Source organism: Halomonas sp. hl-4, assembly GCF_900215475.1.
GTDB lineage: Bacteria > Pseudomonadota > Gammaproteobacteria > Pseudomonadales > Halomonadaceae > Vreelandella.
In genome coordinates, this window is the sequence record NZ_LT907845.1 from 740,437 (window position 1) to 766,501 (window position 26,065).

At 55.4% G+C, this 26,065-nt stretch carries 21 protein-coding genes and 1 rRNA gene; 13 read left to right on the top strand and 9 right to left on the bottom strand.

The window, feature by feature from the left end; genetic code table 11:
- Positions 1-25: 25 nt before the first annotated feature.
- From CPH17_RS03680 to CPH17_RS03710, 7 genes are all read right to left on the bottom strand, one after another.
- Positions 26-1,558: ribosomal RNA gene (locus CPH17_RS03680) — 16S ribosomal RNA — on the bottom strand.
- A gap of 363 nt (positions 1,559-1,921) precedes the next feature.
- Positions 1,922-2,911, bottom strand: a complete 990-nt coding sequence (locus CPH17_RS03685; RefSeq protein ID WP_096298297.1) for an adenosine deaminase — start codon at positions 2,909-2,911, stop codon at positions 1,922-1,924.
- A 46-nt stretch (positions 2,912-2,957) separates the two neighbouring features.
- On the bottom strand, positions 2,958-4,670 hold the full coding sequence (gene cydC, locus CPH17_RS03690; RefSeq protein WP_096298299.1) for a thiol reductant ABC exporter subunit CydC: 1,713 nt from the start codon (positions 4,668-4,670) through the stop codon (positions 2,958-2,960).
- On the bottom strand, positions 4,667-6,343 hold the full coding sequence (gene cydD, locus CPH17_RS03695) for a thiol reductant ABC exporter subunit CydD (protein ID WP_074396262.1): 1,677 nt from the start codon (positions 6,341-6,343) through the stop codon (positions 4,667-4,669). Before cydD ends, cydC begins: the two co-directional genes overlap by 4 nt.
- Positions 6,344-6,347: 4 nt before the next feature.
- Positions 6,348-7,349 (bottom strand): cytochrome d ubiquinol oxidase subunit II, encoded by a 1,002-nt coding sequence (gene cydB, locus CPH17_RS03700; protein ID WP_074396261.1) that lies wholly within the window; start codon positions 7,347-7,349, stop codon positions 6,348-6,350.
- Positions 7,346-8,755, bottom strand: coding sequence for a cytochrome ubiquinol oxidase subunit I (locus CPH17_RS03705; RefSeq protein WP_074396260.1), 1,410 nt, complete (start codon positions 8,753-8,755; stop codon positions 7,346-7,348). Before CPH17_RS03705 ends, cydB begins: the two co-directional genes overlap by 4 nt.
- Before the next feature lie 236 nt (positions 8,756-8,991).
- Positions 8,992-9,966: a calcium/sodium antiporter gene (locus CPH17_RS03710; protein ID WP_074396259.1), complete on the bottom strand. Its 975-nt coding sequence runs from the start codon at positions 9,964-9,966 to the stop codon at positions 8,992-8,994.
- Positions 9,967-10,221: 255 nt separating this feature from the next.
- Between CPH17_RS03710 and CPH17_RS03715 the strand changes: the two genes are divergently transcribed.
- From CPH17_RS03715 to CPH17_RS03755, 9 genes are all read left to right on the top strand, one after another.
- Complete coding sequence (locus tag CPH17_RS03715) at positions 10,222-11,553, top strand: paraquat-inducible protein A (protein ID WP_231898108.1); 1,332 nt, start codon at positions 10,222-10,224, stop codon at positions 11,551-11,553.
- Positions 11,546-13,231, top strand: a complete 1,686-nt coding sequence (pqiB, locus tag CPH17_RS03720) for an intermembrane transport protein PqiB (protein ID WP_074396257.1) — start codon at positions 11,546-11,548, stop codon at positions 13,229-13,231. Before CPH17_RS03715 ends, pqiB begins: the two co-directional genes overlap by 8 nt.
- Positions 13,232-13,240: 9 nt before the next feature.
- Entirely contained in the window at positions 13,241-13,822 is a 582-nt protein-coding gene (locus tag CPH17_RS03725) for a PqiC family protein (RefSeq protein ID WP_074396256.1), read from the top strand.
- Between the two features lie 37 nt (positions 13,823-13,859).
- Positions 13,860-14,342 carry a helix-hairpin-helix domain-containing protein gene (locus CPH17_RS03730; RefSeq protein WP_074396255.1) on the top strand — a complete coding sequence of 161 codons (483 nt, stop codon included), beginning with the start codon at positions 13,860-13,862 and terminating at the stop codon, positions 14,340-14,342.
- A 250-nt stretch (positions 14,343-14,592) separates the two neighbouring features.
- Positions 14,593-15,846 carry a DEAD/DEAH box helicase gene (locus tag CPH17_RS03735; protein WP_074398488.1) on the top strand — a complete coding sequence of 418 codons (1,254 nt, stop codon included), beginning with the start codon at positions 14,593-14,595 and terminating at the stop codon, positions 15,844-15,846.
- 76 nt (positions 15,847-15,922) lie between these two features.
- On the top strand, positions 15,923-16,426 hold the full coding sequence (locus tag CPH17_RS03740) for a hypothetical protein (protein ID WP_074396254.1): 504 nt from the start codon (positions 15,923-15,925) through the stop codon (positions 16,424-16,426).
- A gap of 9 nt (positions 16,427-16,435) precedes the next feature.
- Positions 16,436-17,668 (top strand): MFS transporter, encoded by a 1,233-nt coding sequence (locus tag CPH17_RS03745; RefSeq protein WP_074396253.1) that lies wholly within the window; start codon positions 16,436-16,438, stop codon positions 17,666-17,668.
- A gap of 32 nt (positions 17,669-17,700) precedes the next feature.
- Complete coding sequence (locus CPH17_RS03750) at positions 17,701-18,738, top strand: asparaginase (protein WP_074398487.1); 1,038 nt, start codon at positions 17,701-17,703, stop codon at positions 18,736-18,738.
- A 73-nt stretch (positions 18,739-18,811) separates the two neighbouring features.
- Positions 18,812-19,051 carry a DUF2789 domain-containing protein gene (locus CPH17_RS03755; RefSeq protein ID WP_074396252.1) on the top strand — a complete coding sequence of 80 codons (240 nt, stop codon included), beginning with the start codon at positions 18,812-18,814 and terminating at the stop codon, positions 19,049-19,051.
- 66 nt (positions 19,052-19,117) lie between these two features.
- Here CPH17_RS03755 and CPH17_RS03760 read toward each other — a convergent pair whose 3' ends face one another.
- Positions 19,118-19,534, bottom strand: a complete 417-nt coding sequence (locus tag CPH17_RS03760; protein ID WP_074396251.1) for an SRPBCC family protein — start codon at positions 19,532-19,534, stop codon at positions 19,118-19,120.
- A gap of 184 nt (positions 19,535-19,718) precedes the next feature.
- Here CPH17_RS03760 and queC point away from each other — a divergent pair, with 184 nt between their 5' ends.
- The 4 genes from queC to CPH17_RS03780 are packed head-to-tail and all read left to right on the top strand — an operon-like array spanning position 19,719 to position 22,196.
- Entirely contained in the window at positions 19,719-20,417 is a 699-nt protein-coding gene (queC, locus tag CPH17_RS03765; protein ID WP_074396250.1) for a 7-cyano-7-deazaguanine synthase QueC, read from the top strand.
- Complete coding sequence (gene queE / locus CPH17_RS03770) at positions 20,417-21,061, top strand: 7-carboxy-7-deazaguanine synthase (protein WP_074396249.1); 645 nt, start codon at positions 20,417-20,419, stop codon at positions 21,059-21,061. Before queC ends, queE begins: the two co-directional genes overlap by 1 nt.
- Positions 21,061-21,894 (top strand): 6-carboxytetrahydropterin synthase, encoded by an 834-nt coding sequence (locus CPH17_RS03775; RefSeq protein WP_074396248.1) that lies wholly within the window; start codon positions 21,061-21,063, stop codon positions 21,892-21,894. The genes queE and CPH17_RS03775 overlap by 1 nt, the downstream gene beginning before the upstream one ends.
- Positions 21,891-22,196 (top strand): YkgJ family cysteine cluster protein, encoded by a 306-nt coding sequence (locus CPH17_RS03780; protein WP_074396247.1) that lies wholly within the window; start codon positions 21,891-21,893, stop codon positions 22,194-22,196. Before CPH17_RS03775 ends, CPH17_RS03780 begins: the two co-directional genes overlap by 4 nt.
- Here the strand turns inward: CPH17_RS03780 and CPH17_RS03785 are convergent.
- Complete coding sequence (locus CPH17_RS03785) at positions 22,147-26,049, bottom strand: AAA family ATPase (RefSeq protein WP_074396246.1); 3,903 nt, start codon at positions 26,047-26,049, stop codon at positions 22,147-22,149. The genes CPH17_RS03780 and CPH17_RS03785 overlap by 50 nt on opposite strands.
- Positions 26,050-26,065: the final 16 nt, after the last annotated feature.

Below are 26,065 nucleotides of genomic sequence, written 5' to 3' on the forward strand. Positions count from 1 at the left end.
CTTACCGCGAGCATGATGCATCGTTTAAGGAGGTGATCCAGCCGCAGGTTCCCCTACGGCTACCTTGTTACGACTTCACCCCAGTCATGAACCACACCGTGGTGATCGCCCTCCAAAGTTAGGCTAACCACTTCTGGTGCAGTCCACTCCCATGGTGTGACGGGCGGTGTGTACAAGGCCCGGGAACGTATTCACCGTGACATTCTGATTCACGATTACTAGCGATTCCGACTTCACGGAGTCGAGTTGCAGACTCCGATCCGGACTGAGACCGGCTTTAAGGGATTCGCTGACTCTCGCGAGCTCGCAGCCCTTTGTACCGGCCATTGTAGCACGTGTGTAGCCCTACCCGTAAGGGCCATGATGACTTGACGTCGTCCCCACCTTCCTCCGGTTTGTCACCGGCAGTCTCCTTAGAGTTCCCGGCATTACCCGCTGGCAAATAAGGACAAGGGTTGCGCTCGTTACGGGACTTAACCCAACATTTCACAACACGAGCTGACGACAGCCATGCAGCACCTGTCTCTGCGCTCCCGAAGGCACCAAGGTATCTCTACCAAGTTCGCAGGATGTCAAGGGTAGGTAAGGTTCTTCGCGTTGCATCGAATTAAACCACATGCTCCACCGCTTGTGCGGGCCCCCGTCAATTCATTTGAGTTTTAACCTTGCGGCCGTACTCCCCAGGCGGTCGACTTATCGCGTTAACTTCGCCACAAAGTGCGCTAGGCACCCAACGGCTGGTCGACATCGTTTACGGCGTGGACTACCAGGGTATCTAATCCTGTTTGCTACCCACGCTTTCGCACCTCAGTGTCAGTGTCAGTCCAGAAGGCCGCCTTCGCCACTGGTATTCCTCCCGATCTCTACGCATTTCACCGCTACACCGGGAATTCTACCTTCCTCTCCTGCACTCTAGCCTGATAGTTCCGGATGCCGTTCCCAGGTTGAGCCCGGGGCTTTCACAACCGGCTTATCAAGCCACCTACGCGCGCTTTACGCCCAGTAATTCCGATTAACGCTTGCACCCTCCGTATTACCGCGGCTGCTGGCACGGAGTTAGCCGGTGCTTCTTCTGCGAGTGATGTCTTTCCTGGCGGGTATTAACCACCAGGCGTTCTTCCTCGCTGAAAGTGCTTTACAACCCGAGGGCCTTCTTCACACACGCGGCATGGCTGGATCAGGGTTGCCCCCATTGTCCAATATTCCCCACTGCTGCCTCCCGTAGGAGTTCGGGCCGTGTCTCAGTCCCGATGTGGCTGATCATCCTCTCAGACCAGCTACGGATCGTCGCCTTGGTGAGCCGTTACCTCACCAACCAGCTAATCCGGCATAGGCTCATCCGATAGCGGGAGCCAAAGCCCCCTTTCTCCCGTAGGACGTATGCGGTATTAGCCTGGGTTTCCCCAGGTTATCCCCCACTACCGGGTAGATTCCTATGCATTACTCACCCGTCCGCCGCTCGTCAGCATCTAGCAAGCTAGATCTGTTACCGCTCGACTTGCATGTGTTAGGCCTGCCGCCAGCGTTCAATCTGAGCCATGATCAAACTCTTCAGTTTAAGATCGTTGCGGTTCTTACCTGCCACCCAAAAGCGACAGAAGCGAACCAAACTTGGCTCAAGGGTCAAACGAATTCATTCAGTATCGGCTTCGAAAAGCCGTAGTGCTTGAGTCGCTTGCCTTGATAATAGGTGATTTATCACCCTCATCGGCAAGCGCCCACATGAATTACCTGATCAAATTATTAAAGAGCCGTCGAAAAGCGTTGCCGTTCAACGTGGTGCGTATAATACGGTTTTTTCTTACAGAGTCAACCTGCACAGACAGAATTTACGCGCAGAATGTTACGCGCCAGATGTGCAGGAAGACCGTCCGGCGCTTACCATCAAAGATACTCAATCGCGGATCGCGCTGAGCAATTCTCAGGCCGCTAGCCGGGCCAACAAATCCGAGCGACGGTTTTCGGATACGAATGCCGCGTTGATGGCGTTTCGGGTTAGCGTTGCAAACACCTCTTCGGACCATCCGAAGGCATCAGCACATGCGATATGGTTGGCCAGCATGCCACCGCCGAAATACGCCGGATCATCGGAGCTGATGGTCACGTTAAGCCCTGCATCCAACAACGCGGGTAAAGGATGGTCGCGCAAGTCATCTACCACCTTCAGGCACACATTGGATAGCGGACACACCGTCAACACGACATGGTCGCGACGAAGACGCGCCACCACATCACTGCTTTCCAGACAACGTACGCCGTGATCGATGCGTTCGACGTCCAGGAGGTCCAGGGCTTGGGTAATGTAGGCCGACGGGCCTTCTTCGCCAGCATGGGCGACACGCGCCAGCCCGATTTCCTTGGCACGCTCAAATAGCGACGTGAATTTTTCCGGCGGATGGTCACGCTCGGCACTATCCAGGCCAATCGCATCAATCAACTTCCAGTAGGGCGCCGCCTGCTCGAGCACATGCAAGGCCTCGTCGGCGGGGCGATCGCGCAAAAGGGCCATGATCATGCCAACCGAGAAATCCATGGTCTGCTCAGCGTCCTGCTTGGCTTTCAACAGGCCGCCCATGACCACCTCCAACGGCACGCCCCGCTGCAGGTGCGCCTGAGGATCAAAATGCATGTCAATATGCACAACGCCCTCCCGGCGAGCTCGATGGAAATAGTCCATGGCCAGGTCATAAAAATCCGCTTCCGTGCGAAGCACATTCATGCCTTGATAATAAAGGTTCAAAAACGCCTGCAGATTCTCAAAGTCGTAGGCGTTTTTTGCCTCCTGAACGCTGGCATAGGGCAACTCAATACCGTTGCGCTGGGCCAAGGCAAACATCAACTCGGGTTCAAGCGACCCTTCAATGTGTAGATGGAGCTCTACTTTGGGAAGTTGACGCAAAAAGTCGTGCATACTGGGCTCCTTGGTAAACATGCGACGAAAATAAGCCAACCGCTGATTAGCTTACGTCAGTGGACGTCGCATTAAGCTTACCTGCATCAAGGTGCCAGTGGTAATCGATCCGGGGCAATAAGTCAGGCTGGTCGATTTGATGAACAAAATAGATGACCGTTCTGGTGGCTAGCCAGCGGTCAAGACTCGTAGCGACATACTGAGCTGTCGCCGCATCAACGCTGGCAAAGGGTTCATCAAGGATCACCACGTCCGGGTTACGCAGCATCAGCCGCGCCAAAGCGACCCGTCGCGCCTGCCCTCCTGACAGCTGCTGCCCCTTTTCGCCCACTGGGGTGTCAAGCGCCTTGGGCAGTTGCGTTACCCAGTCTGCCAAGGCCACATCGCCAAGCACCTGCCAAAGTCGTTCGTCAGTGGCTGACGGATCCGCAATGCGTAAATTTTCAGCCAGGGAGTCATCAAATAAATCCACCTGCTGGGTCAGCATTGCCATGTGTTCAGCACGATACGCCATCGATAGTTCGGCCGGTGCTTTGCCCAGCACATGGACAGCACCACTCGTCGCAACCAGACGCCCCATGAGCAGCGATGCCAGCGTGGACTTGCCAGCCCCCGACATCCCTGTGATGACGGCACGCTGCCCCGCAGGAAGGTGGAAACTGACATCATCCAGCGCCAGGTCGAGTGCGCCGGGGTAGCGAAGCGATACCTGCTCGAACGACACACCACGATCAGACAGCATCTTACCGGCAGTCGCCGCCATGGGCGCTGCGTCAGACTGGGCGAGCTTATTCAGGCGCTCGGCAGCGGCATAACTTGCCCCCAAACGCACAAACGCATTCGGTAGTACGCTGAACGCCTCATTCACCCCCAACGCCATCAGCACCGCCATCACCACAATGGGGCCTGCCACCAGGTCTTGCACAAACACCTCGCCAGCCACCCAAAGCACGGCTAACGCAACCAGACTGGTCACCGCTGCCACCAGCGCATTACCCATCGCCAGCCTGGAACCCACCAGGCGCTGATTGTGCAACGCCCGATGCTCATGCGAGTCCACGATGGCCCGATGCCAATGATGACTTCGATAGCTGGCCAATTCGGCGCTCCCCTGGACCTGGTCGACAACCAAGTGGCGCAGCACCTCCTGGTTCTCGACGTGGCGATAGCTTTGGCGCCACCCCCAGGCTGCCAGCCCCAAGGTGGTGACCAGCCAGAGCAGACCCAGCACGGCGGCCATAACAAGAGCCGCACCAGGGAGCCAGAAAGCAACAAAGGCAACGATGATCACGCTGCCGAGCAAGGCAACCAGCGGCGGTATGAGCACGCGTAGGTAGAAGTTGTCTAACGTATCGATGTCCGAGGTAAGCCGCGTCAGCCAGTCACTTGCCCGCTGTCGGCCCAAGGTCAGATCGTCGAGTCGGGTCAATTGACCAAAGACGTGAAAACGCAATTCTGCCAGCAATGCTAGCACGCTATTGTGGTTATAGACCCGCTCAACGTAGCGCGAGACGGTACGCGACAAGGCAAAGAAGCGTATGCCACCCCCGGGTACGTAGACATCGAGCGACACGGAAAGCCCCAGCGCCAGGGCAATGCCGGTTAACGCACTGGCGGTGATAAACCACCCGGATAACCCCAGCAGTGCAACACCGGACAGGAAGGTGGCGCCAGCCAGCAAAGCGCCCAGCATCAGGGCGCGACGCCGTCGCGTCAGCAAGCGCAGCCAGGGTAAAAACTGGCGATAAATTGCACTCAAGCGGGCACCTCCTGAAGCTGGCCGTTGTCCACGCGAAGATGGCGACTCGCCGCCGCTATGACGGCAGGATGGTGAGTGGCGACAACCAGCGTGCGCCCTTCTTTCGCCCAGTCAAACAAGGCCTCAACGACCGCTTTTTCCGTGGCGCTATCGAGCCTGGCGGTAGGCTCATCAAGCAGCACCAAGGGCGCACGGCTCAAGTAAACGCGTGCCAGGGCAAGCCGTTGTGCCTGACCACCGGACAAGCCCACCCCACGTTCGCCAAGCACAGTGTCGAGCCCTTGCGGAAGCGCATTCAGCACTTCACTGAATCCCGCACGCCTTAACGCCGACTGCATGGCCTCTTGCGTCGCTTCGGGGTCCGCCAAGCGCAGGTTATCGGCCAGACTGCCCTGCAGAAGACATGGCTGCTGATCCAGCCAGGCGACTTGGTTCGTCGCCGCATGACGACACGCGCCCTGGCTCGCGCCAACAAAGCCTGCCAGCAGCGCCAGCAGCGTTGACTTTCCACTACCCGACTCGCCGCTGACCGCCACCACATCACCGTGCCGTACGGTCAGATCCAACGGGCCCAGAACGACACCTCGGGCCGCATAGCTGACTTCAACCGCTTCAAGCTCCACCAGCGCTTCCGCGTCTTGAGTAGCGGGCGGAGAAGCAGTCCTCATGACAGGCGGCTCATTGAGCGTATTGACGATACTCTCTGCAGCGCCTAACGCCGCGGCACGGTCGTGATAGTGCATGGACAACGTTCGCAACGGCTGGAAAAACTCGGGCGCCAGCAGCAACACGGCCAAACCGGAAAACAGCGTCAGCGAAGGCGCAGGGCCATACTCGATGTAACCGAGCAGGCCAAAGCCCACATACATGGCCACCACAGCGATGGCCACCGACGAGAAAAACTCGAGGACTGCCGATGACAGAAAGGCCAGCTTCAGCGTGCGCATGCTCAAATGACGATAGTGATCAGCCGCCTGCCAAACGTCTTGCTGGGCGGCGGCCGTATGACCGAAAAGCTGGAGCGTGGTAATCCCGCGTACGCGGTCGATGAAATGCGCCGACAGCCGTGCCACCGCCGCGAACTGATCACGGTTCATGCGTTCAGCCCCCATGCCGACCAGAGCCATGAACAAGGGAATCAGCGGCGCCGCCAGCAGTAGAAAAATGGCGGCCAGGTAATCCAGCGAGACCACCACCGCCAGGATGACCAGCGGCACCCATACGGTAATACGCATTTGCGGATGGAAACGCGCAAAATAGCCGTCCAGGGCGTCAACATGCTCGAGGGCCTGGGCGGCAATGGCACCGCTTTGCTGAGTGGTCAACCAGACAGGCCCCAGCGCCGTGACTTTGTCCAGTAGCTGCGAACGCGCGTGACGTCTTATCCGCAGGCTGGCCTCCAGGCTCAGGCGCTCCGACGCCCACTGGCAAAGCGCTCTTCCGACAACGGCGACGGCCAACAGAATGAAAACTGATGATAAATCACGGGGAGCGCGGTCATGCACCATCAACTGATCGATCAACCACGCAAGGCCCGTGACTATCAAGACGGTCTGAAACCCCGCCAGACTACCGAGGAACGCCGCGCCCCTCAGTCGCTTGCGTTCCAACGATGCAAGCGACTGCAACCAGCGGCGCGGCGTTAACCCGTTTTGCTCAGATGTTGAGGCCATGGGCTCAGTGATAGCCCTCTCCTACACGCACCTTGCCGCGAAATACCCAGTACGTCCATGCCGTATAGGCCAGCACGATGGGGATGACGAACAGCACGCCGATAAGCAGGAAGAGCTGCGATTCGGGTGCCGAGGAGGCGTCCCAGATCGTGTAGTTGGGCGGCACAATGACCGGCCACTTGCTCGCGATCAGACCCAGGTAGGTAAAGATGAACAGGCCTAACGAGGCGACAAACGGCAGGCCTTCTTCCTGACGTTTAACGGCCCGGTAGAGAACATAAGCACACACCATGGCAAGGATCGGGAACACCCAGATCAGATGAATCTGGTTAAGCCAACGATCGCGCACTTCGGGGCTAACCAGCGGCGTCCACAGACTGACGATGCCAAATACGACCAGTACCGCCACCAATAGCTTGGGTGTGATGCGATAGGCCCACTGCTGGATGTAGCCTTCCGATTTGAGAATCAACCAGGTAGCCCCCAACAGGGCATAGCCCGCCATCAGGCCCAGGCCGGTCAGCACGGTAAACGGCGTTAGCCAGTCGAGGGCGCCGCCCACATAGACAAAGTCTTCAACGGCAAAACCCTGGATGTAGGCGCCGACAACGGCCCCCTGGGCAAAGGCCGCAACCGCCGACCCGCCGCAGAATGCTATGTTCCACCAATGGCGGTTTTTCTTGGATTTGAAACGGAATTCGAAAGAGATGCCGCGGAAAATCAACCCGGCCAGCATCAAAAACACCCCAATATAAAGCGCCGGCAGGAACACCGAATACACCAGAGGGAAGGCGCCCAGCAGCCCGGCACCGCCAAGGACCAGCCAGGTTTCATTACCGTCCCACACCGGCGCGACCGAGTTCATCATCACATCACGGGATTCGTCGTCGGGCGCGAAGGGAAACAGTATCCCCAGCCCCAAATCGAAGCCGTCCATGATCACGTACATGATAACGCCGAAGCCGATAATGCCGGCCCAGATTATTGCAAGGTCAAGGCTGATCATTTGCTCGCTCCTTCAAAATCACCATCGAACGGCGTATGGGCCGCTGAGAAAGGCCGTTTTGCCCGCTCGACTTCACCGGTTACTTCCGCAGTATCTGGGATCATGCCGTTACGTACCACACGGGTCAGGTAGTAAATACCTACCCAGAAAACGACGGTATAAACCGCGACGTATCCAATCAGGGTAAACAGCGCCATTCCGCCAGTGAGCGAAGGTGTCAGCCCCTGGGCATGGGTCATAACACCGTATACCAACCAGGGCGCGCGCCCCGCTTCGGTAACCACCCAGCCGGCAAGCACGGCAAGGAAAGGCGACACAATCATACCCACCAGCGTCTTGAGGAAGAGCGGCGATTGGAAGACGCGCCCCCTGCGGCGTAACAACAGCCCCGCAATCGCCACGCCGATCATCAACATTCCGATCGCCACCATCACGCGGAATGACCAGAACACCAGCGCCACAGGAGGCTGTTCGTCAGGGGCCGCTTCGCTGACGCCGGGAACTTCACCGTCGGCACTGTGCGTAAGCACGATACTTGCAAGGCTGGGGATGCCGATTTCGAAGTGGTTGGTCTGCGCCTCCTGGTCGGGAAGAGCGAACAGCAGAAGCGGAACGTTGGACCCGGTTTCCCAGTTACCTTCCATGGCCGCCACTTTGGTCGGCTGATGCTCGAGCGTATTCAGACCGTGGAAATCCCCGATGACGGCCTGCGCAGGCGCCAGGAACAAAAGCAGCCACAGGCACATCGAGAGCGCTTTTTTATTCGCCTCGACGTCGCGATTACGCAGCAGGAACCAGGCGCTGATTCCCGCCACCACAAAACCACCGGTCAGGAACGACGCCATCCCCATATGGACAAAGCGATACCAGAAGGAGGGGTTGAAGATTGCTGCCATCCAGGAAGTGATATGGAAATGACCGTCGATCATTTCATAGCCGGCAGGCGTCTGCATCCAGCTATTGGCGGAGAGAATCCAGAACGACGAGATGAAGGTGCCCACGGCCACCATGATAGCGGCAAACAGGTGGACCCCTTCAGGCACCTTGCCTCGACCAAACAGCAAGACACCAAGAAAGGCCGCTTCCAGGAAGAAAGCCGTCACCACTTCATAGCTCAGCACCGGCCCCAGGAAATTAGACGTTGCATAGGAGAAGTTGCTCCAGTTAGTACCAAACTGGAACGACATCACAATGCCGGTTACCACGCCCATGCCGAACACCACGGCAAATACCTTGGTCCAGAACAGCGCCAGGCGATCCCAAGCCTGGTTGTCCGTTTTATAGAACAGACCGTGCAGTACGGCGATATAAGACGCTAGACCGATCGTAAACACGGGGAAGATGGCGTGAAAGCAAACGACAAACGCGAACTGTATTCGCGAGAGTAACAGCGGATCGAGCTCCATAATTCGCTCCTAAGGCCTGAATGAACTCCCCTCTTGCGAGGGCGTGTAACAAGCTTAGTTGAGCCGCTATCGGTCACGCTTTATTCTTATAGTTACTAAGCTTATCGATTACCAACCCGTTAAGTTTACAGCTTAGAAGGCCCGTACGCGGCATGAGTTTGGGTATTTACCTGTGTCCCGTTGACGCAGATCAATTTTTAACGATCAGGCAAGCGTTTGTTAAAAAACTTAGTGACTTACGCGAGCACCACCAAGCTCACCATATAGCCAGTGTAGGCAATAAACAGGGCTAGTAAACCACCCCCTTCAAAGCGGTTGATGCGCCGTGGGCGACCCCGCCAGGAAAACGCAAAGATCATCATCAGCACGGTCATGACCAGCATGACGCTCCAGTCACGCTGAAGCACTTCCTGCCCGGTTTCAATCGGGGCGATAACACCCGCCAACCCCACCACGGCGAGGCTGTTAAACAGGTTCGACCCCACCACATTCCCCAGCACCATGTCATGTTCGTTGCGGCGCAGCGCCGTAATCGACGACGCCAATTCCGGCAGGGACGTACCAATGGCCACAACGGTCAAGCCAATAATCAGATCGCTGATACCAAAACGCACGGCGATCTCGATGGCCCCCCACACCAGCAGCCGCGAGCTGGCGATCAACAACACCAAGCCTACCAGCGTCCACATCATGGCTGTGCCACGGGACATCGGCTTGCTATCGAGGGTTTCGGCCACTTCAGAGACAAGCGCATCGTCCTGCTGGCCTCGCGAACGCACAATGCTGACAACGATAAATACCAGCAGCGTCAGCAATAGACAGACAGCCTCCCAACGGGCCACCCACCCATCGAGCAACATCAGGCCGGTTACCAGCATTACCACCAGTAACAACGGCATTTCTTTTCGGATGACGCTTGAGTGAACAGCCAAGGGGGCAAGCAAGGCCACGAAACCCAGCACCAGTCCAATATTGACGATATTCGACCCGTAGGCGTTACCCACCGCCAGCCCCGGGTTGCCCTGCATGGCGGCAAGAACCGACACCATCATTTCCGGGGCCGAAGTGCCAAAGCCAATCACCAGCATGCCGATCAATAGCGGCGATAGCCCCAGCCAGCGGGAGGTCGCCGCTGCGCCGTCAATAAACTTTTCAGCACTCCATATAAGTAGTATCAAGCCAACGACAACGGCGATGAGAGCAAGTAACATAAGATTCCCTTTGGTGACATATTCCAAGGACAGTCGTGATAGTTGGAGGTTGAAATTCTCGGCAGCCTCTGACCGGCGATATCGACGGAGCCGATCATTGTCCATTCACCGCTTTAGGTCAACGGTAAAGAAGCTACTGGGACACCAATTTTATCTGAAAATTGACAGACTTATCACCGACAGCGTATTGGTTTAGTTTCTCAACATGAGTGGGAACATTATTTGTCACAGCACTGGCTCCCTAAACGACCATCGTTGCATGTCAATGCGCCGCTGGTTGACCAGCAACCACCTGAAATCCGCACTCAGCGGCGACGCCTGCGCGCCTGCCACGAATGCGACTGGGTCTCGGCCCTACCACCACTCAAATCAGGCGAAAAAGCCAGCTGCCCACGATGTTCACATGTGTTAGTGAAACGCCATCGCTATCCAGCACAACGCAGTATGGCACTCGCTGCGGCATCGCTTATTGCTCTCTTGCTGGCGGTCTCCTACCCGTTTGTGAGTTTCAGCTATAGCGGAGTAAGCAACCGTATCGAACTTTCCGAAACGGCTAGTACGCTCATAACGTTTCATCAACCCGTGGTCGCTATTGGCGTTGTCATGACCATCGTAGTGCTACCTGCCGTGTATTTACTCGGCACCCTTTGGCTGCAATATGGTTTATTGCGTAACGATCCCCTGCCCTTTAGCCGATCAACGGCACGTTCACTAAGCCATTTAACTCCCTGGATGATGGCCGATGTATTTATTGTCGGCGCTTTGGTCAGCTTATTTAAAGTAGCCGGGCTTGCCGATATTGATCTTGGATTGGCTTTTTGGGCATTTTGCGTTTTTGCCATTTTGCTACTGATGACCGTTCAATCGATTGATGCGGACTGGATGTGGTTTGCCCTAGAAGGCGAGCCACTCGTCCCTGAGGGCACCCAAACAGGTATGTCAGCCGCTGCCCAGCGGCTTACCAGTTGCCCTACTTGCGGGCTAATTAATCGAATATCTCCGGACAGAAAACATCATTGCGTGCGCTGCCACGAGCGACTGCACCCTCGCTTGCCGCATAGTATTCAACGCACTTGGGCATTACTCGCCGCCGCTACGGTCATGTACATTCCTGCTAATATATACCCCATCATGACCACGACAAGCTTGGGCGATAGCTCACCGTCGACTATCGTTGGCGGTATTGTCGAGCTTATTCAAGCAGGCTCTTGGCCAGTGGCTGGCGTTATTTTTGTCGCCAGTATTATTGTGCCCGTCGGCAAGCTATGTGCATTGGCTTGGCTATGCACTGTTGCCAACCGAAGCCATGCCCTCAACGCCCAAACGCGGACAACGCTTTACCGAATCACCGAATTTATTGGACGCTGGTCGATGGTCGATATCTTTGTGGTCGCGATTTTAGTCGCGTTGATACGCGCAGATTCACTGATGACAGTCAACCCTGGGCCGGCTGCCCTCGCCTTTGGATCGGTGGTGGTCTTAACCATGCTGGCCGCAATGACTTTCGACCCACGTTTACTATGGGATGCGCCCATTACCAAACACCCAGGACGCCAAGCCGCCCGTAAGGAAATAATTGATGGCTGACGAAAACAATGTTCACTCCAATGAGCCACATAGTGATGCGGCTTTGCACCGAGCCAAACCCGGCCCCCAGACACGGCTCTCGCCTATTTGGATTGTGCCCATTGTCGCCTTAGTCATCGGTTTATGGCTGGTGTACGACAACTATTCTAGCCGCGGTACGATGGTTACCTTAACGATGGAGAACGCCGAAGGTATAGAAGCAGGTAACACACTGATTCGTAGCCGCAATGTGGAAATTGGCCGCGTGCAAAGCGTTCAGCTGTCTGATGATCTTTCTCAGGCGGTATTGCGAGCGCGCATTCAGCCTGAAGCAGAAGCCATGCTGCGTGAAGATAGTCGCTTCTGGGTGGTTAAACCGCGCATTGGGCGTGAAGGAATTAGCGGTTTGGGTACGGTCCTTTCGGGTGCTTATATCCAACTCCAACCCGGCTCTTCATCCGCACCTCAGCGAGAGTTCGAAGTAAGGGATACCCCACCTGTGGCGCCCGCAGGGGTCGCTGGATTGCAAATCAGCTTAGTCAGCCAGTTGGGCAATTCATTGAGAGTTGGCGACCCTGTTTCCTATCAGGGTTTCACCGTAGGTCGTATAGAAGAAACTCGCTTCGATGCCGAATCAAGCACCATGCACCATCAAGTATTCATTGAAGAACCCTACGACCAACTGGTCACTGAAAGCACGCGTTTCTGGACGGCCAGCGGCATCGATTTTCGCTTAGATGCCGACGGGGTGCGTGTCAATGTTGAATCAATTGAGGCCCTCCTGGGTGGTGGGGTTACGTTTGGCGTACCAGAAGACCTCCCAATGGGGAAACCTGTCGATAATGACACTCGTTTTGAGCTCTACACGGATGAAGATAGCGCTCGGCAAGGCACTTTTAACCGCTATTTGGAGTACGTCCTGCTTGTCGACGATACCGTACGAGGTCTCTCCAAAGGGGCTCCAGTCGAGTTTCGTGGCGTCCGCCTTGGTACCGTGGCGGCTGTGCCATGGAATTTCACAGCGCCACAGCCTGACTCCCGCGAGCAATTTGCTATTCCGGTATTGATCCGTATCGAACCGCAGCGTCTGGGCATTGAAAATAGCGAGGTCGATTTAGATGAGTGGGATGGTCGTCTAAAAAGAATGTTTACACTGGGTCTGCGCGCGTCACTTAAGAACGGCAACCTACTGACGGGTGCCATGTTTGTGGATTTAAACTTCCGCCGCGAGCTAGCTTCCCAATATGTTCCGGAATCGTTCTCCGATCGCACGGTATTCCCCACGGTCTCTGGTGGTTTTGCGCAAATCCAAGCCCAGGTAACCGATTTATTGGAAAAGCTTAACAGCTTGGAAATCGAGCCGTTATTAACGGGGCTTGACCAGAATTTACAGGCTTCTGAATCGGTGCTTGAAGAAGTACGCGGCGTAAGCGAATCCTTGAATCAGCTACTTAACGATCCAGAAACCCAATCCCTGGGCGGCAACGTGAACCGCACGCTTGAAGAACTACAAGAGACGCTCGATGGCTTGTCCCCCGAGTCGGCGGCCTATCAAGAACTGACGTCGACGGTCGAACGGCTTGACCGCGTAATACGCGATGTTCAGCCATTAACCCGAACGCTCAGCGAAAACCCACGCGCACTGCTATTCGACAGTGTCGAAACCGAAGACCCGATACCTCGCGCACCACGCGAATAAGGACACACAATGCGTTATTTGTCTCGAAAACTAGTTGTGATGTTACTGCTGCCGCTTTTACTCAGTGCCTGTGCCAGCAACACACCCTCGGCCAGCCGCTATGTATTGCCGAGCGGGTCATTATCAAGCCCGCCCAGCGCACCTGAAGGCACCCTTAAAGTGACAGCGCCGCGCTTGCCACACTATTTGGATGTCGAAGGTATTGTCATGCAAGTAGATGACATTACCTTGCAGGAGGCAAACAGCCATCAGTGGGCAGAAGCCATTGGCCGCCAATTGGAACGCGGGCTGCGGGCCCGCCTGTCCAATGCGCTGCCCACATGGCGCGTGGTGCGCGACACATCTAGCGACGAGCGAGTGATCACGCTACGCTTAGAGGTAGACCAATTCCAAGGACGCCATGACGGACGTGCCATTGCCAGTGGTCAATGGCAACTACTCAATCAACAGGGTGATGTATTGGCGATGGAAACATTCCATGCTGAAACACCGCTCGTGGAAGACGGGTACCCTGCGCTCGTTCGGGCCCTAGGTAAAAGTTGGGACACCGTAGGTGAGCAGATTGCCCAGGCGCTTGAAGATGTTCGATAGAATCGATTAAGCCCACAACAAACGGAGTTGAACGGCAATGACGGACTCGCCCCAACACTTAGATGGCTGCCTTGAAGCGGTTCAAACACTCTACAAAACAGTGGAGCAGCTACTCTACGAACCCGCCACCGAGGCGCGGCTTATTACCGCCATGACCCATTGCCATAAAGTCCATCAGACGCTGATGGCTGATACACCTTCAGCCGCGACAAGAGCTGCATTGGCACGTACAGAACAATTTATCATTGCCTCTGCCGAGGACTATTATCGCCAGCTACCTGATAGCTCCAAGACAACCCTCAACGGGAACGAGCGGACGAAGCTGTTTGGCAACCGTTTAATGGCCCTTGATGGCATTGGCCCTGCAACGGCTATGCAGCTAATGGAGCGTGGCATTTTTACCCCCGAACAGCTATTTGACCTATCGTTTAACGCACTTAAGGCACTGGACCTGCCTCCGGCGTCTCACGCTCGTGTCGCATCGCTCCACAGCACCCAACACGTCAAGACACCAGACTGAACGCCTATAGCATGATATAGTGCTCGCTTAATCAATCGTTCGTTATGAGTGAATCTTGTCACTGGTCACTAACGCCCCTCCTGGCATGCTCACGAGAGGCGTGAATCGTCAATTCTAAAGTGGCTGGCCATTGTTATCTTCAATTCATTACGGTTATTAGCGCTCTTCTAGAGCGCCCTTCATTCTCAATCTTAACAGTGCGCTGTTTAACGATGCCTAAAGCATGCGTGAGCAGCCACTGGGAGAACGCATGAACTTTTCTGATCTCGGCCTTGATGCCGACTTACTTCGCGCGGTAACCGATCAAGGATATACCGAGCCGACGCCTATTCAGCGTCAAGCCATCCCTGTGGTATTGCAAGGCCGCGACCTGCTCGCCAGCGCCCAAACCGGCACAGGCAAAACTGCCGGTTTCACACTGCCCATGCTGCAGCGTTTATCAGCAGGTAAGCCTGCCACCAAACGCCAAGTGCGTGCTTTAGTGTTGACCCCAACCCGAGAACTGGCCGCCCAGGTAGGTGAAAGTGTCACCACTTACGGGCGACATCTTTCTCTGCGTTCACATATCATCTTCGGTGGCGTCGGCCAGCAACCCCAAGTCGACGCACTGAAACGTGGCCTTGATATCCTGGTGGCCACACCGGGACGATTGCTCGACTTGCAACAGCAAGGGCACGTTGATCTGTCAAGCGTTGAAATTGTTGTTCTGGATGAAGCTGATCGCATGCTCGACATGGGCTTTATCCATGATATTAAACGTCTCTTGAAGCTGGTACCCAGCAAACGCCAGAACCTACTGTTTTCCGCCACTTTTTCTGACGAGATCCAGACGCTGGCGCAGCAGTTCTTGAGCGACCCGGCGTTTATCGACGTAGCGCCACGCAATACCACGGCGGACAAAATTGCCCAATCGGTCTACCGGGTTGACCGAGAGAAAAAGCGCGAACTACTGGCGCACCTCATCAAGCAACACCAGTGGTATCAAGTGTTGGTGTTTACGCGCACCAAGCACGGTGCTAACCGCTTGGCAGAACAGTTATCCAAACAAGACATCCCCGCGATGGCCATCCACGGCAACAAGAGCCAGGGTGCCCGCACACGTGCGCTTGGCGCATTTAAAGGTGGAGATTTGCAAGTATTGGTCGCCACCGATATTGCCGCACGTGGTCTCGATATCAATGAGCTGCCTCACGTGGTCAACTTTGAGTTGCCCAACGTAGCGGAAGATTACGTGCACCGCATCGGGCGGACAGGTCGTGCTGGCAGTAATGGCGAGGCGATTTCACTGGTATGCGTCGATGAGCACGCGTTATTACGCGGCATTGAACGGCTAATTAAACAGACCCTCACCAAGCACATTGAGCCCGGATTTGAACCCGACCCGAATGCCACAGCCCAGCCTATCGAAAATGGCCGTCGGCAACCGCGTAACGCTCGCAGCCAACGCAAACCGAGTCAGCATACCGACCGAGATGCGGCCCCCAAGCGTCGCGCTCGCCGCTAGCCCGGCCGAAAAGAATATGCGATGGTAGCGCTTTTATTAGGCTTACTCGTTAAGCACCGGTTTTCATGGAGTGATCATGGCGTCTTCCCAACTTATTGCGCAATACCGTCAGTGGCAAACGTTCCAACGTCAAGAGCAGTTAAGCAGAGAGCATTTTGGCGTTGTGCAACGCTTAGAAGATGCCCGTGCGTCTTCAACGCAAGTGGTTCAGGCGTATCGCAGCATGGCGGAAAAAGCCTCGACGGAAGGGGCATGTTACCGCACCATCTTTTTACGTAAGCGGGATGACCAGTATGCCCTACCCTGCGAAGGCTGGCTGTTCGTCCGCCGAGTACTAAGCGAAGGCAATAGCACTCGGGTAAGAGTCACTCTAGTCGAAACCTTTTCTCTCGAAGATGGGACCATGGCACCCGGCGATAAACCAGCGCGTAAACTGACTCTTGAAATTTTCGACCAAGTTCAGGTGGATAAAGGCATGCGAACCAGCGTACGCGTTGATTGCCTGGAAACCACCGAGGATTATCACTTTATTACGCTAATAGATGCCGTACGCGGAGACTTACGCCCCTATTTAAAATAAGCCGCCGCCATGAGGGCACGCCATACCGTATTTATTGCGCTGATGGTCATCGTAGGGCTCAATCTCCGCCCTGCGATGTCTTCGGTTGCACCGCTACTTAATCGCTTACAGGAAGTCGCTGGCCTTTCGGCTGCCTCAGCGGGCGTGCTCACCACGTTGCCGGTGCTATTTTTGGGCCTCGCGGCGCCGCTTGCCCCTATCCTTGCTCAACGCATTGGTAGCGAACAGGCGTTAAGCACTGCACTAGGTCTGCTAATGGTTGGCCTGATAATGCGAGGCTTGCCGTTTCCTGGGGTTCTTTTTATCGGTTCAGCGCTTTCTGGCGCTGCCATCGGGCTTGCGGGCACCCTGCTTCCTGCACTGGTAAAACGCCAGCTGCCGCATAGTGCCGACCTCCTGACCGGTCTGTATACCATGGCACTATGTCTGGGCGGCGCTTTAGGAGCAGGACTAAGCGTCCCCCTTACCCACTACCTTGGCAGTTGGCAAGCCAGTTTAATGAGTTGGTCCCTGCTGGCCTTTACCGCACTGGTGTTATGGGGCATTTATATGCCCAATACTAAAACCTCGTCACCCATTACTGCCGTACCTCAAACCGGTACGCTGAAGCTCCTCAGCCAGCCGCTTACCTGGTACGTCATGCTCTTTATGGGCATTCAATCATCGATGGCTTATATCGTGTTTGGGTGGTTACCGACACTCCTGGTCTACCGTGGTTATAACGAAGCCACTGCTGGATGGACCATGGCGATCTCGATTCTTTGCCAACTTGCCTCAGCGCTCACCGCCCCGTGGCTCGCCCGCCTAGGACGTGATCAGCGCCCGGCGTTACTCTGCGTTTTACTATCCACCGCCTGCGGTTTGTGGATGTTGTTGATAGCGCCACTTCACTGGCAATGGCCAGGCGCAGTACTTCTCGGACTAGGCCAAGGCGGGAGTTTTAGCTTAGCGCTCAGCCTGCTGGTCTTGCGCACGGCGAATGCACGCCTTTCAGGTCAACTCTCCGGGCTGGTTCAAGGCGGTGGCTATACCATCGCGGCAATTGGCCCTTTCGGAGTGGGCTTATTACTGCAGCACGGTGCTAGCGGTGCTCAAATCACATGGCTGCTGATTTCGCTGCTGTTGGTGTGCGGTGGTTTCGCACTGCTTGCCGGACGCAAACGCTGGCTCGACGATAGTTCGGGGCAGCTTTTAGTGCACAATGAAAAATACGATGACCGCCTAAATAAGGAGACGCCGTGAGCACCCCTGCTTCTTCTCGGCAATCAGCCACGATGCCGCGCCCTCGCCTGTTAATCATTTACACTGGCGGAACGCTAGGCATGCGCGCCGGCGAATATGGGCTAGTCCCCTCGGGCGATATTGAATCTCGATTAGCAAACGCGTTTCGTCAATTACCGCTAATGCAACAGCAGGCGTTACCCAGTTATGACGTATTAAGTTACCTTGAGTTAATCGACTCCAGTGCCGCGACACCCAGCCACTGGGCGCAGCTAGCGCATGATATCGCTGAGCGCTTAACTGACTACCAAGGGTTTGTGATCATTCACGGTACCGACACGCTCAGTTGGACAGCGGCGAGCCTCGCCTATCAACTTCAAGGAATTGACCGGCCTGTTATTTTCACCGGCGCCATGCTGCCTCTGGAAGCACCGGGCAGCGACGCTCTGGACAATCTCTACGGTGCGTTACGCTTTGCAGACGAATCAAACGTGCAAGAAGTGGCGATTTACTTTCACGGCAGATTGCTACGTGGCGTTCGCGCGACCAAGCAACACAGCGAATCGGTCGATGCGTTTACCAGCCCGAACTACCCGTTGCTGGGCGAACGTGTAGGTGACGATATTGTTCACTATCCCAGTCGCGGCTTGGCCGAACAGCAGCGAGGAGCCCCTCGTTTTGAACTACCCGACTACGACACACTCCGTGAAGGCTCTATCATTCGCTTGGTATTGTGGCCCGGTATCACGGCTTGGCAATTAGCGGCCTGGTTAGACGACCCACGCGTGAAAGGAGGTGTGCTCCAGTTGTGGGGGGCTGGCAACCTTCCCAACGATCCATCGCTGTTAGCCGTTCTTGCAAAGGCCAGTGGCGAAGGCAAACTGCTCGTCGCCATTAGCCAGTGCCCTCAAGGCAGCGTGCATTTAGGAGCTTATGCCGCCGGTCAGGGGCTGCACGATGCCGGCGTCTTATCAGGCGATGACATGACACCGGAAGCTACGTTTAGCAAACTCGTCCATCTGTTGGCGCAGCCGCTAACGAACGAGAATCGTCGTCAGCGCTTCTTAACACCTTTGGTAGGTGAGCGTTAAATACAGCCCTGGCAATCGCGACGTTTAACGCTAAGGTGAAAGCACACCCAGCGGATTAACAGGAATGTCATTTATGGAAAAGCCGGTCCATTACTTCAGCGAGCTGTTCGAGCAGCTAGGCCTTGCCTCTGATGCAGCGTCGATTGAACGCTTTATTCAACGTCATGCGCCACTTCCCGACGCGATGCCGCTAGCCGATGCGCCCTGCTGGAATGAGGGACAAGCAGATTTCCTCAAGGAAGCCGTAGAGGAAGACGCAGACTGGGCTGAAGTCGTCGACCATCTCGACGCATCCATGCACAAAACCCCCTAAGCTATAAAAATGCCAAGTTTTGCGTTTTTTATCACAGAAGGCTTGGCATCTTTAAGACCGACATTACTAGCACTGCAACCGCGCCTCCACCCGCTCTAGAATCTGACGACTCACTTTACCTACCAGAGGGGTGGCGGCCTTATTCACGGCTTTTTCCATCAAACGGCTACCTATTGCATAGCTAAGTGTTAGCCCTACCTCAGTTCCTTCCGGCACTTCACGCAGTTGATAGCGCCCTTGGTTTTTCACTCCGTCTACCGACTCCCAGGCGAGTACATGAGGCGATTTGACTTCAGTGATCACTACATCAAAAGTCCAGTCCATGCTGAGTGCGCGGACATGCCACCGGTAGCGTTCGTCACCAAGTGGCTCAATGGCGGTTATCAGATCCGAATAATCGGCAAAGTCCTCAACACGTCTTAACAATGCAAAAACCCGCTCGGGCGTTGCCTTAACGATGGCGCTGTGTTCGATAGTGGCCATAACGAAAATCCCTTCAATGAAGCCTCTAGCGTAGCACTTTCGACGTACTCTATGAGTGTACTTGCGCTAGCCAGAAACATGTCAATTGCGTACACTCACGCCCTTCCGGACCGGACCCCGGAACGCTGTAGCGACGTTTATTCACGCTACGATCAATAAATTCTCCGGCAAAAGAGTGCTTATCATGTCAACTTCTCCATCTCTTCATAGAGATACCGTCGTGGTGATCTATTCCGGCGGCATGGACTCGTTCACCCTGCTTCACCGTGCGCTAAATGAAGGTTATCACGTTCATGCACTGTCATTTGATTACGGTCAACGCCACGCTCGCGAACTCGATACCGCCCGCTTGGTATGCCAACGTTTGGACATCCCTCACCAAGTCGTAGATATCCGGGCGATCCATTCGCTAATCGATAATTCGGCGTTAACCAACCCCGACCATCCCATGCCTCATGGTGACTATGACCGCGACAATCTAGCCGCCACCGTCGTCCCCAACCGCAATATGATCTTGCTGTCATTAGCCATCGCAAATGCTGTCAATATTGGGGCGCAGCGCGTTGACTATGGCGCTCATGGCAGCGATCACGTCCTCTACCCCGACTGCCGCCCGGCCTTTGTGGAGGCCATGGATCAGGTGGCAAAAATTGCCAACTTTTCTCCCGTGTCAGTACATGCCCCTTACTTGCATGCCAGTAAAGCCGACATTCTTGAAGAAGGCTTGGCAATGGGGCTCGACTACCGCCACACCTGGACCTGCTATGAAGGGCGCGAACTTGCCTGTGGCCGCTGCGGTAGCTGTCGTGAGCGATTGGCCGCTTTTGCAGCCAATAACGTTACCGACCCATTGCCTTATGCTAAAACGCAGGAGGTACGTTGATGTATCAAGTCAAAGAAGCTTTCTACACGCTTCAAGGCGAAGGGGCACAGGCTGGTCGTGCTAGTGTTTTTTGCCGTTTCAGCGGCTGCAATCTATGGAGTGGCCGTGAACAGGATCGGGCAACAGCAAAATGCACCTTTTGTGATACCGATTTCATCGGCATCGATGGTAACGGTGGCGGTAAGTTTGCTACAACCGACGCACTTGCGAATCACATTACCTCGCTATGGCCAAGCGACGCAGGCCATGCCGTACCGTATGTAGTGTTTACCGGCGGAGAACCTCTCCTTCAGCTTGACGCACCTTTAATCGCTACGCTTCACAGCCTGGGTTTTGAAGTGGCTGTTGAAACCAACGGGACGCTTCCGCCCCCCGCCGGCATTGACTGGCTTTGCGTGAGCCCCAAGGGCAAAAACCCCTTGGTTGTTCATCAAGGCGATGAGTTAAAATTAGTTTTTCCTCAAGTTGAGGCGCCTCCTGAGGCATTTGCTCAGATGAACTTCCGCCACTTTTATCTTCAACCCATGGATCTATCGCCAGTGCACGATGGCACTGACACCGTTGCCCGCACCACTGCCTATTGTTTAGCTCATCCGCAGTGGCGTTTATCGCTACAAACGCACAAAATCGCAGGCTTTGACTGATGTCCCTATTTGTTAATCAATTGACCCATATCGACGCATCTCTGTGGTGCTCGAAAGAAGGCCTCAAGGGCGTGAGTTGGCAAGTCGACGCGCTACTTGAGGGTAAGCTTGGTGTGGATGGCATGCTGTTTGATTTTGGCGAAGTTAAGCCATGGATCAAACACCATCTGGACACGGGTTTGGACCACACGCTTCTGGTACCCGTTAATGCCCCTGGCGTCACCATCAATGAGTGCGAGGAAGGACTATGTGTTGCCACTACCACGCCTTACGCCATGGAAGTGAAAGGACCAGAGGAAGCGTTCACCTTACTACCTGTCGCCGCGATTGAGCGTGATGCTGTGGCCGAGACATTAAGCGCCCAGCTCACAGAGCATCGGCCGAACAATGTCACGCGTGTACATCTTACACTCAGCGATGAAGCTATCGAAGGCGCCGCCTACGGGTATAGCCATGGTCTTAAGCGCCATGCGGGCAACTGCCAACGAATTGCACATGGCCACCGCTCGCGCTTACATATCTGGCAGCAAGGCGCCCGCCAGCGCCAGCTTGAACAGCAGTGGGCGGCTTGGCTTGATGATCGCTACTTAGTAGAAGCGGATGATATTATCGAGCACGACAGGCAAACACTGACTTGCCGTTATCAAGCAGCCCAAGGAACGTTTAGTCTCACACTCCCCAGTGAGCGATGCGCTGTGCTGACCACTCCCACAACCGTAGAAAATATTGCCAGCTGGTTAGCCGACAAAATCGCCGCTCAAAGTCGCGAAACCACCAAGGTATTGGCGTTTGAAGGTTTCAATAAAGGTGCCATCGCAGTAGGCGAGTTATGACGGATGGGTGTCGAGCAGGATGCGGGGCATGCTGTATTGCCCCCTCTATCAGTTCAGCGATTCCAGGCATGCCTGATGGCAAGCCTGGGGGCGTAAGATGCGCTCAGTTAGACGAGCAAAACTTATGCCGCCTGTTCGGCGACCCTCGCCGGCCCGCCGTTTGCGAAAATTTTCAATTCGATGCTGCCATCTGCGGGCAACAGCGAGACGAAGCGCTGATCACGCTCACATGGCTTGAGCGTCACACTCAAACTAGCTCTCCAGACGCTCAGGAGATGCCAAGCGATGATCCAGCAGACTAACCCAGCGGACCAAAACCGGTGCGTCACTGTGACTTACATCGCCAAGCAGGCGGTGAAAGGCTTGCCGCGCAGGTTCATCGTCTGGCGCAATTCGGGTCAGCCATAATTCCAGTGCCGCCAGCTCCTGGTGGCGGTTACCGTGCTCGCGGGCCTGGGAAATGGCCATCTCAGCCAAAGCGCGTACTTCATTGGCGGGGTGATCGAGCATAATACGCACCCGGGCAAGCTGTGTCGCAAGTTCGGGTAGGAATAGCGTGGTTCTCTCCTTAGCAATCACCAAACACTGATCCAGATAATCTTCCGCTGCTCTTAGTTCCCCCAATGCTATACAGGCATCTGAATACCACAATACCGGTCGCTGAAAGCGATCGCGTCCATTGAGTTCAGCCATTTGATCAAGGCTATCCCGTAGTTGAGCAAGCCCTCCATGGTCACCCGCTAGAGCCCGCTGCCATCCCAGAATTCCCTGGGCTGAAATTTGCCATAGCTGCAAATCCGGTGTGGCGGTCATCGCCGCAGCCTTTTCAGCATGACGCGCGGCTAAATGGACGTGGCCAAGCTGACGGTAGAGCGAGGCAGCAAACAGAAGCGCCATGGCAAGCGTACCTGGATGGCCGAGTTTCTCAGCCAAGCGTATTGCGGCCGAAACTTGCCGTTCAGCCCGTTGGTAATCGCCACGTAAACACAGCGCCCATCCTTGGAAACACGCAGCGGTTACTTGAGGATGATCCGAGAACGGTAGCCATTCGATCATCATCGGCGCGTTTAGCGGATCGATTTCATTAAGATGATCATGAGCCTGGGGAATACGGCCCGCCCAGTATTCGCAGTGAGCGCGTGCGTAGTCCGCTAGCCGCTGGTAGCGCGGATCGTCAAGCCGAGCCGCGATATCCGCCAGGGTTGAGGCAAGCGCAAACGCATCGGCGTGGGCGTAGCGCTGGCTGCGCCCTACCCATAGCCCCCACTTAACCAGGAAGATTTGCTCAAGGTCTTCTGGGTCTTCCAACGCGTCGGCCCCTGAATGACGTAACAATTCGCGTGCGCGCACAAAGCTTTCATGGGCCGTGGGCGAACCATGTCCTTCCAGCGCGAACGCCGCCTGGCCCCGCACCGTCAGCAAACTCACCTCGCGCTCCACTTCATGCTCAACGTGCCGCAAGCTGGCGAGACCAAAATCCGCCATGCGCAGCGCGGTACGATTAGCGCTCACTTTCAAGGCTTCTCGGGCAGCGAGTTCAAAATAGCGTGCGCCTCTGGCGTAGTGCCCGCTGCGCCGCAGGTGGGTGGCAAAATCACCAGGATGACGGCTGATCCACATCGGGAATCGCTCTTCTATCAAGCTGACCACCTGCTGGTGGAGCGTGACGCGAACATCTCGAGGACAAGAAAGGTAGGCGGCCTCTTGCAGAAGCTGATGGCTAAACTGGAATTCAACTTCGCTGCTTGAACCATTATCCACTGGCTCGATAATTTCAAGCTGCCGCATATGATCCATCGCTTTTTGCAGGCGCGTGGTGTCATAACCGCTGCACTCGCGAAGAAAATCTAGACGAAACCGCTTACCTAACACGGCAGCGATATGCGCAATGTTACGATCGGCTTCCAACTGGTCGATACGACTGGCCAACAGTCCTAAAAGCCCCTTGGGTAACTCATCAAACTGCACACTACGCCCTTCACGGCGGTCCATATCCAGACGCCGACAAATCTCTTGCATGTATAATGGAACACCATCGCAACGCTCGATAATCTGATTACGCAGCCGCGGACTTAGATGAATCCGGTACCGCCGCGAAAGCTGAGATAGCAGCCGTGATGATTGCAGTGCATCCAGTCGACCCAAACTGATTTGCTGGTCCCAATGCAGCTTCACGGGTAAAGGCTCGCGGCCATGATGACTCGCCACTAGCATAAAGGCGGTATTAATCGGCAACCGGGCCTGAAGTCCTGACAGTACTTTAAATGACGGCTCATCGAGCCACTGAAGATCATCTACCATCAAAACCAGCGTATGAGTAGCCGCCTGGCGCTCAATTAGTCGGTGAAGCAACATAACCACCAGCTCAACCGCTTCACCGTTTTGCGTGAGCTGCGCTACTTCCTGCACGCTTCGCACTCCAAGCGCTTCTTCCAGCAAACATTGCTGCTCATCGCTCAACGCATTGAAGTCTAGGTCTGTTTGCAGGGTGTGAAGGGCATCAAGATCGGCCGCACCTTTCAGATACCAAGACAATAGTGTCCGTGCGACCCCATAGGGTTCCAAAACCGATAGGCGGGTAGTAGGCTGCCAGCAAATAGCGGCGTCTCGGCTCAGCTCAAGCTGGCGAAAGCCAACCATCAAGGCCGATTTGCCCATACCCGAAGCCCCGCGTACCAGCACGCTCTGGCGAAGCCCAATGCCAGCACGGGCTAACGCATCTCTAAGGGTTCTTAACGAGGTTTCGCGCCCGACAAGACTTGGCGGCAGCGCATCACGGCCACCTTCATTCTGACCCAGCACCAGCGCACGCTGGCGCACGCGACCATCACTTGCCAGCACACGTGAAACCAATCGTGGCTGAAGGTCGAGTGCCGGCGGCATATGCTGACTCGATTCCTGGGAGATCACCAACTCACTACCTTCTGCCACACTCATCAGCTCAAGGGAGATTTGCGTTACTTGGCCCAGCGGGTCTGCTAGCTGACGCTCGGGCAAGTAGACAACCCGACCGCTATGCAATCCCGCCGCTAATTCAAACTGCGGCGGCTCACCTTCACCGGTCCAATGTTTGGCAGATTCTTGCGGAAGCGTTTGACGACAGTGCTCGTAAAGCGCAACTAACTCAGCTAACTGATGGGCGGGACCATGGGTACCAAAACAAGCAAGCCCCAATCCCCCCGTAGCACCGGGCAACCAAAAACCACCCAAATGATGACACTGCTGTTCAAGCCAGCGCAGCAATTCCAGCTGAAGCGCAAGGCAATTACGCGTGGCTGCGCGATCCTGCCAGTCACCCTGAAGCCGTAAGCGAATGGCCATCACCGACAACTGGCGGAGCTCTATTTCATCTTCGCGCAAAGGCTTACTGTCAGTCGCCAGCGCGCGTGAAAATGCCCCCTGAGGCGACATGACACGAGCATCGTGGTGTCCATCAGACCAATAGCTGGCCAGCTGAAGAAAGCTTGGCTCGGGTTGCTGGCCGGATAGGGCAAGAAGCTGAAGATAGCTATTGTATTGCTCATGAGCCGCCGCCATCTGCTTTTGTTCGGCAAGCTGTTTAACCAGCCGCTCATGGAACGGGCCATACCCTGAAAAACGGCTAACCAAGGTTTCCAGGAGGCCATCAGGCACCTCCTGATGGTTATCTAGCACATGCTCAGCGAAACGAATAACACGCTGACGCCATTCATTTCGCGCTTGTACTAGCCAGCGCTGAAATTCACTGCAATTAGCTAGCTGCAACTCTTCAATGAGGTCACCTTGGTAGCAGGTTAATACCGCATTCAACGTAGCTAGGTCTCTTGGTCCCTCAAGCAGGGTTTGTAATTCATGCAGGTCTACCTGCCAACTGGCTGGCAGTTGAAAAGCAATCGTCTGGCGCGACACGTTGAGCACCTGCTCGGCATCCTCACCTAGCGATTGACGTAGGCAGTGCAGCGCGTGGCGCAGGTTGGTTCGGCCCGATGAAAGCCCTTGATCCGGCCAAAGGAGTTCTGCTAACGCGGCCCGATTGATCGGCTGACGATGCAGCAACAAGTAGACTAGCAACGCCTTCACTTTGTCGTAGCTAAAGTGAGTTAGTACGTCATCCCCTTGGTACAAGGCGAAATGGCCGAACAAGGTTAGTTGGTCATACTTATGAGCATCGCGCATAGTAAACATCCTATCT

Excerpts from the sequence above, each read along its gene's own strand:
- CPH17_RS03685 (WP_096298297.1), bottom strand. The coding sequence starts at position 2,911 with ATGCACGACTTTTTGCGTCAACTTCCCAAAGTAGAGCTCCATCTACAC.
- cydD (WP_074396262.1), bottom strand. The coding sequence starts at position 6,343 with ATGGCCTCAACATCTGAGCAAAACGGGTTAACGCCGCGCCGCTGGTTG.
- cydB (WP_074396261.1), bottom strand. The coding sequence starts at position 7,349 with ATGATCAGCCTTGACCTTGCAATAATCTGGGCCGGCATTATCGGCTTC.
- CPH17_RS03705 (WP_074396260.1), bottom strand. The coding sequence starts at position 8,755 with ATGGAGCTCGATCCGCTGTTACTCTCGCGAATACAGTTCGCGTTTGTC.
- CPH17_RS03710 (WP_074396259.1), bottom strand. The coding sequence starts at position 9,966 with ATGTTACTTGCTCTCATCGCCGTTGTCGTTGGCTTGATACTACTTATA.
- pqiB (WP_074396257.1), top strand. The coding sequence starts at position 11,546 with ATGGCTGACGAAAACAATGTTCACTCCAATGAGCCACATAGTGATGCG.
- CPH17_RS03725 (WP_074396256.1), top strand. The coding sequence starts at position 13,241 with ATGCGTTATTTGTCTCGAAAACTAGTTGTGATGTTACTGCTGCCGCTT.
- CPH17_RS03730 (WP_074396255.1), top strand. The coding sequence starts at position 13,860 with ATGACGGACTCGCCCCAACACTTAGATGGCTGCCTTGAAGCGGTTCAA.
- CPH17_RS03735 (WP_074398488.1), top strand. The coding sequence starts at position 14,593 with ATGAACTTTTCTGATCTCGGCCTTGATGCCGACTTACTTCGCGCGGTA.
- CPH17_RS03740 (WP_074396254.1), top strand. The coding sequence starts at position 15,923 with ATGGCGTCTTCCCAACTTATTGCGCAATACCGTCAGTGGCAAACGTTC.
- CPH17_RS03745 (WP_074396253.1), top strand. The coding sequence starts at position 16,436 with ATGAGGGCACGCCATACCGTATTTATTGCGCTGATGGTCATCGTAGGG.
- CPH17_RS03750 (WP_074398487.1), top strand. The coding sequence starts at position 17,701 with ATGCCGCGCCCTCGCCTGTTAATCATTTACACTGGCGGAACGCTAGGC.
- CPH17_RS03755 (WP_074396252.1), top strand. The coding sequence starts at position 18,812 with ATGGAAAAGCCGGTCCATTACTTCAGCGAGCTGTTCGAGCAGCTAGGC.
- CPH17_RS03760 (WP_074396251.1), bottom strand. The coding sequence starts at position 19,534 with ATGGCCACTATCGAACACAGCGCCATCGTTAAGGCAACGCCCGAGCGG.
- queC (WP_074396250.1), top strand. The coding sequence starts at position 19,719 with ATGTCAACTTCTCCATCTCTTCATAGAGATACCGTCGTGGTGATCTAT.
- queE (WP_074396249.1), top strand. The coding sequence starts at position 20,417 with ATGTATCAAGTCAAAGAAGCTTTCTACACGCTTCAAGGCGAAGGGGCA.
- CPH17_RS03775 (WP_074396248.1), top strand. The coding sequence starts at position 21,061 with ATGTCCCTATTTGTTAATCAATTGACCCATATCGACGCATCTCTGTGG.
- CPH17_RS03780 (WP_074396247.1), top strand. The coding sequence starts at position 21,891 with ATGACGGATGGGTGTCGAGCAGGATGCGGGGCATGCTGTATTGCCCCC.
- CPH17_RS03785 (WP_074396246.1), bottom strand. The coding sequence starts at position 26,049 with ATGCGCGATGCTCATAAGTATGACCAACTAACCTTGTTCGGCCATTTC.